Origin of the sequence: Pseudomonas sp. 91RF, assembly GCF_003576265.1 — a bacterium.
Taxonomy (GTDB): Bacteria; Pseudomonadota; Gammaproteobacteria; order Pseudomonadales; family Pseudomonadaceae; genus Aquipseudomonas; species Aquipseudomonas kribbensis.
In genome coordinates this window covers 205,949-218,050 of record NZ_QWFC01000019.1, presented here as the reverse complement: position 1 = coordinate 218,050, position 12,102 = coordinate 205,949, and the positions used below count along the sequence as shown (strand labels likewise).

Genomic DNA, 12,102 nt, shown 5'->3' with positions numbered 1-12,102 from the left:
CAGTGCGTTTCACCAGACATTTATCTCAACTCATACAGGTAGCACTGTGACGAAAGACGAACTGCGCGCGGAACTTGAGCGCCAGGAACAACGTTACAAGGAAGTTTACGGCGGGGAAGTCACCACCTACGCCGCTCAGCCGGAACCGGAACGCAAAGCATGGCGTAAACGCCCTACCGTTCAGGATCAGGTCTTCCAGCAAGAACTGAAAAAAATGGAAGAGGAACTCAAAGCCGAAGAGCCCTGATGCCTTCCTTTGAGACTTTCGAGGGTAAGCGTACTCACCGGGTTACAAGCACGGTGGACTGACGATGCCTTGCGCGCCCGCTACCCGCGGGCAGCGGCCAACTCCCCTGTATTGCACAGGTCTGGAGCATGTCAGACACGTTTCTCAGATATTTCATACACGCTTCTGCCCCCTCCCGCCCCCCGGCCAATCCGCCGGATCTTCGCATTTTTATCAATCGAATCAAGGCTTTGCAAAACCCTGCAAAAAGCTTGGGTAATGCACCTTGATACAAATTAATTTGGCGAAGAAGGTTACCGATGAGCAGGTAGGGGATCGATTTCCAGTCTTTTCTGGCATAATCGCGCCCCCTTATGACCGGGTCAGAAAACCTTCATGATCGATTTATTCAGCGGACTGGATGCCTGGGTGCTTGTGAGCCTCCTGCTCGCCCTGACATTTGTCCTCGCCTTCGAGTTCATCAATGGATTTCATGACACCGCTAACGCGGTAGCCACTGTTATCTACACCAAAGCGATGCCGCCTCACCTGGCGGTGTTCTTCTCGGGCGTGTTCAACTTCCTCGGCGTATTGCTGGGCGGCGTCGGCGTGGCGTATGCCATCGTCCACCTGCTGCCGGTAGAACTGTTGATCAACGTGAACACCGGCCATGGTCTGGCAATGGTGTTCTCGCTGCTCGCCGCCGCCATCGCCTGGAACCTGGGCACCTGGTACTTCGGTATCCCGGCCTCCAGCTCTCACACCCTGATCGGATCGATCCTCGGTGTCGGCCTGGCCAACGCCCTGATCAACGACATTCCGCTGGGTGATGGCGTGAACTGGCAGAAAGCGATCGATATCGGTGCTTCGCTGGTGTTCTCGCCGATGGCTGGCTTCCTCGTGGCCGCACTGGTGCTGATCGGCCTGAAGTGGTGGCGCCCGCTGTCGAAAATGCACAAGACCCCGGAACAACGCCGCAAGATCGACGACAAGAAGCATCCACCGTTCTGGAATCGCCTGGTCCTGGTGATGTCGGCCATGGCCATGAGCTTCGTGCACGGCTCCAACGATGGTCAGAAAGGCATCGGCCTGATCATGCTGGTCCTGATCGGTATCGTGCCTGCGCAGTTCGTGCTCGACCTGAACAGCACCACCTATCAGATCGAACGCACTCGCGACGCAACCCTGCACCTGAGCCAGTTCTACCAGCGCAACGCCGCCACCCTTGGCGAATTCCTGGCCCTGGGCAAAAGTGTCGAAGGCGACCTGCCGGAGAAATTCCGCTGCAACCCGCAGCAGACCGAACCGACCATTTCCGCCCTGCTCCACACCCTCAAAGGTGTATCGGACTACCACTCGCTGCCGGCGGAAAGCCGCATCGAAGTGCGCCGTTACCTGCTCTGCCTGGACGACACCGCGAAGAAAGTCGCCAAGCTCCCGGGCCTTGAGGCTCGTGAAAAGGCCGACCTGGACAAGCTGCGCAAAGACCTGACCACCACCACCGAATACGCCCCGTTCTGGGTGATTCTGGCGGTAGCCCTGGCCCTGGGCCTCGGCACCATGATCGGCTGGAAACGCGTGGTTCTGACCATCGGCGAGAAAATCGGCAAGCAAGGCATGACCTATGCCCAGGGCATGTCGGCACAGATCACCGCAGCGAGCATGATCGGCCTGGCCAACATCTTCAGCCTGCCGGTGTCCACCACCCACGTCCTGTCCTCGGGCGTGGCCGGCACCATGGTCGCCAACAAAAGCGGCCTGCACAGCGGCACCGTGAAAACCATCCTGCTGGCCTGGGTCCTGACCCTGCCAGCCACCGTGGCCCTGTCGGCCGGCTTGTTCTGGCTGGCGTCGAAGGCGCTGGGTAGCTGATAGATCGTGGTAATGAAAAAGGCGTGATTCGAGAGGATCACGCCTTTTTTGTTGCCTTCAGAACAGGAACGCGGAGCGTCCCGGGCTGTATTCCCACGCGGAGCGTGGGAACGATCAAGCAATAGCAGTCCGCCTGTCGCCCTTCGCTTCTCACCACTCAACACAATGAGCGTTAGCTCGAGTACCGCTTTTGACGTGCCGGCCCCATCGGCAGGCTGAGTGGAGGGATTTATCCGGGGGTAGGCGCGCAGCGCCGTTTGGCGAAGCCAAACACATCGAGAGGAGGTGCAGCGAAGCAAACCGGAGGCGATGCCCCCGGATGAATCCCGGAGCGAAGGAACACCGAGCCAAAGCGAGGTGCCGAACGCAGGGGCCCAGCCTTTTGGTTACTTTTTGGCGTTTGAAAAAGTGACCCGCTGTAAGAGCGGAACCGCCAGCGGCAACACCCGAAGCAACGGATATTCACAAAGAACACCCAAAGCATGGTCGGCCCAAAGGCCGCCAAGACACAAAAAAAAAGGGCAACCGAAGTTGCCCAAAATGCCTTGCGTGCTCATCAAACCCGGAAGGACTAAGGCTTCTTGCGCTTATTCGCATCCTTCCAGATAAAAAATCCAAACCCTGCAAAAAACAGAACCATAAGCCCCACCGTCAGAACCCCGGCAAACACCACGTTATCGAAAAACATGACTGGCCTCCTGGCCCCTGCTTTGCTGCGATGGAGCTAAGTTAACCAATCAGGCAGGCGCAGGAATTGACCGGGATCAATACCGGTCAAGGTGCGGAGCAAAGGAAGGGAAATAACTGACCTGCATCAACGGATACAGGGGGAGATCAACGCTTTTTCGGTTTGTTTTTCGACTTTTTCTTCGGTTTTCCCAACGGCATGGCCTGTTCGAAGGCCTTGCGCACTTCATTCAGGCGTTTTTCGTTGAGGTCGTGAACCCGCTTGGCGCGTTCGGTGCTGAGGTCGATCAGTTTTTCGTCTTGGCTCATGGCGTTCGATGCATCGCTTGGACTGAATCACAACTGCCGGACCACCGACAGGACTGCGCCAATAATGCGGCCTCACGCCGGCGCTGACCAGCCGTCGACGTACAACAAATCGTGTATTCAAGACGCGGTGGTCGGGCGGCCTCAGATCTCGATGTCGACCCACAGGCCCTGACGCGGCTGATCTTCCATCAACGGCACCACCGGCACGGTGTTATCGGCATTGAGTTCGGTGCCCGGCACGGCGAGGTGTTCTTCCGGATCTTCGTCGGCTTCGCGCTTGCGACGCTCACGCTCCTGCTGGCGCCGTTGCTCTTCGCGCAGCAGATAACCGTCCTCTTCAGGATCGCGCTTTTGCAGGTCAATGGTGCTTTCGTTCGAGCTTTCCTGCACCGGCACCACCGGGGGAATGTCCGGCCGCTGGCGGATCGGGTCCTGCTGGGATGTGATCGGCACGGCGCTCAGGGGGAGCATCGGTGGCAGCATATGAAGGGTCTCCTGTCAGCAGGCTATCGGCTGCGGCATCGGGGCCTTGAGCCATCGGTCGAAAACTTGTGACCGGGTTGGCACTCAATCGTGCCGCCAGCGCTCCTGAAACCGACGCATGACCTAATCTTCCCTCAGTCGGCCGTCGGCATTTAATGGCCGCACGCGACGCCTAACCCTTTGGCCTCAGGGCCTCATTCCGTTAAGATAGCCCGCTTTTTCAAGGTGGGAGTCAGGCAGCATGGCGCAGCAGTATCAACCGGGGCAACGCTGGATCAGTGACAGCGAAGCAGAGCTTGGTTTAGGCACCGTTCTGGCACAGGACGGCCGCTTGTTGACCGTGCTTTACCCGGCCACTGGCGAACCCCGCCAGTACGCGCTAAGGAATGCGCCTTTGACCCGCGTGCGATTTTCGCCGGGCGACTCCATCACGCACTTCGAAGGCTGGAAGATGGCCGTGCGCGAAGTCGAGGATGCCGATGGCCTGCTCGTCTACCACGGTCTGAACGCCGAGAACGAAGCCGTCACCCTGCCGGAAACCCAGCTGTCGAACTTCATCCAGTTCCGTCTGGCCAGCGACCGTCTGTTCGCCGGGCAGATCGACCCGCTGTCGTGGTTCTCCCTGCGCTACCACACCCTGGAACACACCAGCCGCCAGTTGCAGTCCTCGCTGTGGGGCCTGGGCGGCGTGCGTGCGCAGCCGATCGCGCACCAGTTGCACATTGCCCGTGAAGTCGCCGACCGCATCGCGCCACGGGTATTGCTGGCGGACGAAGTGGGCCTGGGCAAGACCATCGAAGCCGGTCTGGTGATCCATCGCCAACTGCTTTCCGGCCGCGCCAATCGCGTGCTGATCCTGGTACCGGAAAACCTCCAGCACCAATGGCTGGTGGAAATGCGCCGTCGTTTCAACCTGCAGGTCGCGCTGTTCGACGAAGAACGCTTCATCGAAAGCGATGCCTCCAACCCGTTCGAAGACACTCAGCTGGCCCTGGTGGCCCTGGAGTGGCTGGTCGAAGACGAAAAGGCCCAGGACGCGCTGTTCGCCGCCGGCTGGGACCTGATGGTGGTCGACGAAGCGCACCACCTGGTGTGGCACGAAGACAAGGTCAGCCCGGAATACTCCTTGGTCGAGCAGCTTGCCGAGACGATCCCGGGCGTGCTGCTGCTCACCGCCACCCCGGAACAACTCGGCCAGGACAGCCACTTCGCCCGTCTGCGCCTGCTCGACCCGAACCGTTTTCATGACCTGGCCGCCTTCCGCGCCGAAAGCGAGAACTATCGCCCGGTGGCCGAAGCCGTTCAGGAGCTGCTGGACAAGGGCCGCCTCTCGGCCGAAGCGCACAAGACCATTCACGGTTTCCTCGGCAACGAAGGCGAGGCCCTGCTCACCGCCGTCAACGATGGCGACAGCGAAGCCAGCGCCCGCCTCGTTCGCGAACTGCTCGATCGCCACGGCACCGGCCGCGTGCTGTTTCGCAACACCCGCGCCGCCGTGCAGGGGTTCCCGGAGCGCAAACTGCATCCGTACCCGCTGCCGTGCCCGGACGAATACCTCGAACTGCCACTGGGCGATCATGCCGAGCTGTATCCGGAAGTCAGCTTCCAGGCCCAGCCGGACGCCAGCGAAGAAGAACGCTGGTGGAAATTCGACCCGCGCGTCGAGTGGCTGATCGATCAGCTGAAAATGCTCAAGCGCACCAAAGTGCTGGTGATCTGCGCCCACGCCGAAACCGCAATGGACCTGGAAGACGCCCTGCGCGTGCGTTCCGGCATCCCGGCCACGGTGTTCCATGAAGGCATGAACATCCTCGAGCGTGACCGCGCCGCCGCCTACTTCGCCGACGAAGAGTTTGGCGCACAGGTGCTGATCTGCTCGGAAATCGGCAGTGAAGGTCGCAACTTCCAGTTCGCCCACCACCTGGTGCTGTTCGATCTGCCGTCGCACCCGGACCTGCTGGAACAGCGGATCGGTCGTCTGGACCGGATCGGCCAGAAACACATCATCGAACTGCACGTGCCGTACCTGGAAACCAGCCCGCAAGAGCGCCTGTTCCAGTGGTATCACGAAGCACTCAACGCATTCCTCAATACCTGCCCGACCGGCAACGCCTTGCAGCACCAGTTCGGCCCGCGCCTGCTGCCACTGCTGGAAGAGGCTGACGATGGCGAGTGGCAGACGCTGATAGACGAAGCACGCACCGAGCGTGAGCGTCTGGAAGCCGAGCTGCACACCGGTCGCGACCGCCTGCTGGAGCTGAACTCCGGCGGCGCCGGCGAAGGTGAAGCACTGGTCGAGGCGATTCTGGAACAGGACGACCAGTTCGCCCTGCCTATTTACATGGAAACCCTGTTCGACGCGTTCGGCATCGACAGCGAAGACCACTCGGAAAACGCCCTGATCCTCAAGCCGAGCGAGAAGATGCTCGACGCCAGTTTCCCGCTGGGCGACGACGAAGGCGTGACCATCACCTACGACCGCAACCAGGCGCTGTCGCGCGAAGACATGCAGTTCATCACCTGGGAACACCCGATGGTGCAGGGCGGCATGGACCTGGTGCTGTCCGGTTCGATGGGCAACACCGCCGTCGCGCTGATCAAGAACAAGGCGTTGAAGCCGGGCACCGTACTGCTGGAACTGCTGTACGTCAGCGAAGTGGTTGCGCCGCGCTCGCTGCAACTGGGCCGTTACCTGCCGCCGGCCGCCCTGCGCTGCCTGCTCGATGCCAACGGCAACGACCTGTCGGCCCGTGTGGCGTTCGAAACCCTGAACGATCAGCTGGAAAGCGTTCCGCGCGCCAGCGCCAACAAGTTCATCCAGGCCCAGCGCGATCAGTTGACGCCACGGATCAACGCCGGTGAAGACAAGGTCACCCCGCGTCACGCCGAGCGCGTGGCCGAGGCCCGCCGTCGTCTGGCAGCGGACACCGACGAAGAACTGGCACGCCTGACCGCGTTGCAGGCGGTCAACCCGACCGTACGCGACAGCGAGCTGGTGGCCCTGCGCAAACAGCGCGAGCAAGGCCTGGCCATGCTCGACAAGGCTGCGCTGCGACTGGAAGCGATCCGGGTGCTGGTCGCAGGCTAAACCGCCCTGCTCCATCGCCAAAAACGAAAAGGCCCGCAGCGATGCGGGCCTTTTTGTTTGTCTGAAATGCATTGATTGATGCTGATGGCCTTTTCGCGAGCAGGCTCGCTCCCACATTGATCCGAGTCGTTCACAAATTATGTGGTCGCCGTAAAGCCTGTGGGAGCGAGCCTGCTCGCGAAGGCGGTTATGCAGTCACCGCTGCGCCATCCGGCTCCACCACTGCCGACAACCCCTCTTTCATCCGCTTGGCATCCCGCACAAAACACCGCGACGCCAGAAACAGAAACACCATCGTAAAGAACAGCGCCACAGGGATCAGGTACATCGCGTCATGCAGGCCGACAGCCTTGAACGCCTCGGTCATCTGCTCGGCCCCCGCCGAAATCATGGCCGACTTGGCGAAGTGATCGGACAAACCACCGACCACCACTGGCCCCAGACCGCCACCCAGCAAGTACAAACCGGCAAAGAACAGCGCCATCGCCGTGGCCCGCAGGCGCGGTTCGACCACGTCCTGAATAGCCGTGTAGACGCAGGTGTAGAAGTTATAGGCAAACAGCCAGCCGACACTGAACAGCGCGACAAACACACCGATCTCGATCCGCCCGGCATGCAGCGCCCAGGCGGTGCACACCGTCGAGATGATCAGACTGAACGCCGCAAACAACAGCCGGCCGCTGGCCACGCGCTGGTGAATCTTGTCGGCGATCCAGCCGCCCAGGGTCAGGCCGATCAAGCCGGTCACCCCGACGATCATCCCGGTGGCCACCGCCGCCTCCTGCAGCGGCATCAGGAAATAGCGCTGCAGCATCGGCACCAGAAACGAGTTGCAGGCATAGGTCGCAAAGTTGAAGCACAACCCGGCCAGCACCAGCCACAGGAACGTCGGCACCGCCAGCACCCGGCGGATCGGCTTGTCGACTTTCTCTTGCGAGACCTGCACGGTTTCTGCCGCGCCGCGCTTGGGTTCCTTGATGAAGAACATGAACACCGCCAGCAGCAGCCCCGGCACGGCAGCGATGAAGAACGGCGCACGCCAGCTGTCGAACGCCTTGACCATCGCACCGATGGTGAAGAACGCCAGCAGCAGCCCCAACGGCAGGCCCAGCATGAAAATCCCCATGGCCCGCGCCCGACGGTGGGCGGGGAACAGGTCACCGATCAGCGAGTTGGCGGCGGGCGCGTAACTGGCCTCGCCGATGCCGATGCCCATGCGCACCAGCAGAAAACTCCAGAAACTGCCGACCAGTCCGTTAACTGCGGTCAACGCGCTCCAGGTCGCCAGGCCCCAGCCCATCAGTTTGCTGCGCGAGCCGGTGTCGGCCATGCGCCCCAGCGGCAGGCCGGCAATGGCGTAGACGATGGTGAACGCGGTGCCGACGATCCCCAGCTGAAAGTCGCTGAGGTGCCATTCCATACGGATCGGCTCGATGATGATCGCCGGGATGGTGCGATCGAAGAAATTGAACAGGTTGGCGAGGAACAACAGGAACAGAATGCGCCAGGCATTCGCCGCTTGGGTCGAGTTCTGCATGGGTCCGTCTCTTTTATTGTTATAGGGCTTCACTGCCGACGCATCCGAGCCCGGAACCTGCAATCTAGTCACGGCCGTCGGGGCTGTCTGTGATCATTCGCCAGCCTGATAGGGAGCCATGGCACTGTAACGAAACGTAAGCCCTTGAAAAGGCTCGAATCCCCCGAAAACCGGGGGGTTTGCGGAAAAATCCGGCAATGAAAAAATACTTTCTCGCCCCCCTTCCCAACGCCGTGGCAAAGCCTAGAATGGCCGCCGGATTCGTCCGGATCCAGCCGATCAATCCCTTTGATGCCCCTCCCATGTCCGATGTCAGTCCGTGCCTGAATTGCGGTGCCTGCTGTTCCCATTTTCGTGTGTCATTTTTCTGGGGTGAATGCGCATCCTCCGGCGGAACCGTGCCTGATGAACTGGTCACCCAGATCACGCCAAGCCGGGTCGCCATGATCGGCACCGACCGCAAGGCGCCGCGCTGCACCGCGCTGGAAGGCGAAGTCGGCAAGGCCGTGAGTTGCACGATCTACGACAAGCGCTCCAGCCCCTGCCGCGAGTTCGAGGCATCGTGGGAAAACGGCGAGCAGAACATTGACTGTGACAAGGCCCGCGCCCGCTTCGGCCTGCCGCCGTTGCAACCGCACTGGAACGAGGTCGCCTGAGCCTTAGCGCCAATCGCTATGGCCCTCATGCCAAAATCATTAGAACCAATGTGCCACCACGGCTTGCGCCCCGAAATCGGCCTCTATACTGCATTCATTCGCCTGCGTTGATGACGCAGTAAGGAAGCACTCAGAGACGGGGCATGCTATGGAGTGGCTTGGTTTGCAGTTTGTTGCCGAGCTGCCGGAGAGCGGGCAGGTCATCCTCAATTGCACACACAACCCCTTGCTGGTGCTGGTCGCCTATCTGGTGGCGTGCGCCGCAAGTTTCGCCACCCTCGACATGGCGGAACGCGTCGGCCATGCCGAAGACCCCGGATCGCGCAGGCTCTGGCGCTGGATCGGCGCCACATGCCTGGCCGGCGGTATCTGGGCCATGCATTTCATCAGCATGCTGGCGTTCCAGACACCGATCGACATCCAGTACGATCAGTCCATCACCCTGTTTTCCCTGGTGATCGCCGTGCTGGCATCCTGGCTGGCGATGCACACCCTCAGCGAACCGCAGCCCAGCCTGCTGCAATACTTCAAGACCGCCATCGTCATCGGCCTGGGCATTGCCGGCATGCATTACGTCGGCATGGCCGCCATGCAGTCCGCCGCCACCGCTTACTACGAACCGACTCTTTTCGGCCTGTCGATCCTGATTGCCATCGGTGCCAGTTTCGCCGCGCTGTGGGTGGCCGGGAACTTGCGTGAAGGCAGCGGCCTGCACAACCAGATGCTCAAGTACGTGGCCACCCTGATTCTCGGGGCCGGCATCATCAGCATGCATTTCACGGCCATGGCAGCGCTGCACCTGGTGTTGCCGGAGGGAAACATCCCGACCCTCAAGGCCGAGACCAACCAGCTGCAACTGGGGCTCACCGTCGCCTTCATCACCCTGCTGATCCTCGGCAGCGCCATCAGCGCCGCATTGGCCGACAAGAAACTGCAGAACAAGGAGGATGACCTGCGTCGGGTCAACATGCTGCTCAGCCAGCTCGATCAGGCGCGGATGTCGCTGCAACAGGCCGCCAATTACGACGCCCTGACCAACCTGATCAACCGTCGCGGCTTCAACCAGCTCTTTGCCGAAAAGCTCAGCCAGAAATCCACCGAGGGCGGCATGCTCGCGGTGATGTTTCTCGACATCGACCACTTCAAACGCATCAATGACAGCCTCGGTCATGACGCCGGCGACGAATTGCTCAAGGTCATCGCCCAGCACATCAAAGGCTCGGTGCGCGGCCACGAAGACGTGGTCGCGCGTTTCGGCGGCGATGAGTTCTGCATCCTCATCGGCCTGCGCGACCGCGAGGAGGCCCGCAACCTGGCCCAGCGCATCATGCTCAAGATGAAGGAGCCGATCGAACTCGCCGGGCGGCGTATGGTGATGACCACGAGCATTGGTATCAGCCTGTTTCCCGAAGACGGCACCACCTGCGATGAACTGCTCAAGCACGCGGACCTGGCGCTGTATCAATCCAAGGGCGCCGGGCGCAACGGCGTGCACTTTTTCGATTCCAACCTGAAAAACCGCGCCAGCCTGGAACTGCAACTGGAGGAAGAACTGCGTCATGCCCTGCGCGAAGAAAACGGGCTGATGCTGTATTACCAGCCGATCTTCGAACTGAAGACCGGCAAGGTCACCAAGCTCGAAGCGCTGATTCGCTGGCAGCACCCGGTGCACGGCCTGCTGACTCCGGATCGTTTTATTGCCATCGCCGAAAACAACGGTCTGATCGCCGAACTCGACAACTGGGTGCTGCGCAAGGCCTGCGAAGACCTTGGCGAACTGTCGCGCCATGGCTGCGACGAACTGAAGATCGCCTGGAATTGCTCCCCCCTGAATCTGGCCCGGGAAGAACTGGCCAATGAGATCGAACGCGCCTTGCGCAGCGCCGGCGTCGCCCCTGAACGCCTTGAGCTGGAGGTGACCGAAAACGCCCTGATGGGCAACATCGCCAACACGCTGGTGCTGTTGCGGCAAATCCGCGCCCTGGGCGTATCACTGTCAATCGATGACTTCGGCACCGGTTATTCGTCCCTGGCCTATCTCAAGCGTCTGCCGCTCAACACCCTGAAGGTCGACCGCTCGTTCATCCTCGACATTCCCAAGGCCACCGCCGACATGGAAATCGTCCAGGCGATCATCGTCATGGCTCACACCCTGCACTTACAGGTCGTCACCGAAGGCGTGGAAAGCCTGGAGCAATACGAATTCCTCGAGCGTTCCGGCTGCGACTTCATTCAGGGTTACCTGCTCAGCCGTCCGGTGCCGCTGCACGAACTGCGCCCGGTCCTCGAAGAGATCAATCAGCGCAAACACGCCCACCCGGTCAATCCGCTGACGCTGGCTCGCGGTACATTTTCACCAGTGTCGATGGATCTCTCTCCAAAAAGCCCTGCGCCCCATGCAGGCGCATCAGTTGTGCGGCCAATCCGCTGATCGGCGTGGCCGAGCCGACTTCACGGGAAAACTTCACCGCCGTATCGAGATCCTTGAGCAGCGTGCGCACGTGCCACTTCACCGGTTCGAAACGGCTTTCGGCCATTTGCGGGGCGAGGATCTGCAGCGGCTTCGAATCGGCAAAACCACCGGCCAGCGCCTCGGCAATCAGGCTGGCGTCGACCCCGGACTGCTCGGCCAGCGCGACCACTTCGGCGATCACCAGCGCATTGCAGGCGACGATCATCTGATTGCAGGCCTTGGTCACCTGGCCGGCACCGATGCCGCCCATGTGCGTGACGCGCTGACCGAGGGTGAGCAACACCGGGCGAACCCGATCAAGATCTGCGGCATCACCACCGACCATGATCGCCAGGCTGCCGGCCTCCGCGCCAACGACACCGCCGGACACCGGTGAGTCAAGCCAGGCCATGCCGGTCTTTTGCGCCAGTTCTGCTGCCATCTCGCGAGTCGCCGTCGGTTCAAGGCTGGAAAAGTCCACCAGCAACTGACCGTTTTTTGCGCCTTCAGCAACACCGGCCGGGCCAAACACCACCTCGCGGACCACCGCCGTATCGGCCAGGCAGAGCATCACCACGTCGGCCTGCCCGCACAATTCGGCCGGGGTCGCGACTTGCCGGGCACCCGCCTCCACCAGCGGCGCGCACTTGTCCGGGTTGCGGTTCCACACGGTCAGCGGATAACCCGCCGCCAGCAGACGCCGGCACATCGGCAGCCCCATCAGTCCGATTCCGGCAAACCCCAACGAAGGTAGCGTTGACATCATTTAGCCTCCTTTTGATTAAAGATCGC

General features: G+C 61.1%; 10 protein-coding genes. 5 read left to right on the top strand and 5 right to left on the bottom strand.

Annotated elements, in window-relative coordinates; all coding sequences use genetic code 11:
* Positions 1-46 precede the first annotated feature (46 nt).
* Positions 47-247, top strand: coding sequence for a hypothetical protein (locus DXT77_RS08105; protein WP_007957826.1), 201 nt, complete (start codon positions 47-49; stop codon positions 245-247).
* A gap of 375 nt (positions 248-622) precedes the next feature.
* Positions 623-2,098, top strand: coding sequence for an inorganic phosphate transporter (locus tag DXT77_RS08100; RefSeq protein WP_119427255.1), 1,476 nt, complete (start codon positions 623-625; stop codon positions 2,096-2,098).
* Between the two features lie 571 nt (positions 2,099-2,669).
* Here the strand turns inward: DXT77_RS08100 and ccoM are convergent.
* From ccoM to DXT77_RS08095, 3 genes are all read right to left on the bottom strand, one after another.
* Complete coding sequence (gene ccoM / locus DXT77_RS30250; protein WP_007959205.1) at positions 2,670-2,786, bottom strand: cytochrome c oxidase subunit CcoM; 117 nt, start codon at positions 2,784-2,786, stop codon at positions 2,670-2,672.
* A gap of 146 nt (positions 2,787-2,932) precedes the next feature.
* On the bottom strand, positions 2,933-3,094 hold the full coding sequence (locus DXT77_RS29895) for a hypothetical protein (RefSeq protein ID WP_178083452.1): 162 nt from the start codon (positions 3,092-3,094) through the stop codon (positions 2,933-2,935).
* Positions 3,095-3,235: 141 nt separating this feature from the next.
* Entirely contained in the window at positions 3,236-3,577 is a 342-nt protein-coding gene (locus tag DXT77_RS08095; protein WP_085712966.1) for an aspartate-semialdehyde dehydrogenase, read from the bottom strand.
* Positions 3,578-3,818: 241 nt separating this feature from the next.
* Between DXT77_RS08095 and rapA the strand changes: the two genes are divergently transcribed.
* Positions 3,819-6,665, top strand: coding sequence for an RNA polymerase-associated protein RapA (gene rapA, locus DXT77_RS08090; RefSeq protein WP_119427254.1), 2,847 nt, complete (start codon positions 3,819-3,821; stop codon positions 6,663-6,665).
* 187 nt (positions 6,666-6,852) lie between these two features.
* On the opposite strand, the gene DXT77_RS08085 is transcribed toward rapA, so the two are convergent.
* The gene (locus DXT77_RS08085; protein WP_119427253.1) at positions 6,853-8,202 is read right to left on the bottom strand and encodes an MFS transporter; all 1,350 of its coding nucleotides are present in this window, start codon (positions 8,200-8,202) and stop codon (positions 6,853-6,855) included.
* Between the two features lie 302 nt (positions 8,203-8,504).
* Between DXT77_RS08085 and DXT77_RS08080 the strand changes: the two genes are divergently transcribed.
* Positions 8,505-8,858, top strand: coding sequence for a YkgJ family cysteine cluster protein (locus DXT77_RS08080; protein ID WP_119427285.1), 354 nt, complete (start codon positions 8,505-8,507; stop codon positions 8,856-8,858).
* Between the two features lie 148 nt (positions 8,859-9,006).
* Positions 9,007-11,289, top strand: coding sequence for a bifunctional diguanylate cyclase/phosphodiesterase (locus DXT77_RS08075; RefSeq protein ID WP_119427252.1), 2,283 nt, complete (start codon positions 9,007-9,009; stop codon positions 11,287-11,289).
* On the opposite strand, the gene DXT77_RS08070 is transcribed toward DXT77_RS08075, so the two are convergent.
* Positions 11,180-12,076 carry an NAD(P)-dependent oxidoreductase gene (locus tag DXT77_RS08070; RefSeq protein ID WP_178083451.1) on the bottom strand — a complete coding sequence of 299 codons (897 nt, stop codon included), beginning with the start codon at positions 12,074-12,076 and terminating at the stop codon, positions 11,180-11,182. The genes DXT77_RS08075 and DXT77_RS08070 overlap by 110 nt on opposite strands.
* Positions 12,077-12,102 lie beyond the last annotated feature (26 nt).

Coding starts and splice junctions, on each gene's coding strand:
- DXT77_RS29895 (WP_178083452.1), bottom strand. CDS start 3,094: ATGAGCCAAGACGAAAAACTGATCGACCTCAGCACCGAACGCGCCAAG.
- DXT77_RS08075 (WP_119427252.1), top strand. CDS start 9,007: ATGGAGTGGCTTGGTTTGCAGTTTGTTGCCGAGCTGCCGGAGAGCGGG.
- DXT77_RS08095 (WP_085712966.1), bottom strand. CDS start 3,577: ATGCTGCCACCGATGCTCCCCCTGAGCGCCGTGCCGATCACATCCCAG.
- DXT77_RS08070 (WP_178083451.1), bottom strand. CDS start 12,076: ATGATGTCAACGCTACCTTCGTTGGGGTTTGCCGGAATCGGACTGATG.
- DXT77_RS08080 (WP_119427285.1), top strand. CDS start 8,505: ATGTCCGATGTCAGTCCGTGCCTGAATTGCGGTGCCTGCTGTTCCCAT.
- DXT77_RS08085 (WP_119427253.1), bottom strand. CDS start 8,202: ATGCAGAACTCGACCCAAGCGGCGAATGCCTGGCGCATTCTGTTCCTG.
- ccoM (WP_007959205.1), bottom strand. CDS start 2,786: ATGTTTTTCGATAACGTGGTGTTTGCCGGGGTTCTGACGGTGGGGCTT.
- rapA (WP_119427254.1), top strand. CDS start 3,819: ATGGCGCAGCAGTATCAACCGGGGCAACGCTGGATCAGTGACAGCGAA.
- DXT77_RS08100 (WP_119427255.1), top strand. CDS start 623: ATGATCGATTTATTCAGCGGACTGGATGCCTGGGTGCTTGTGAGCCTC.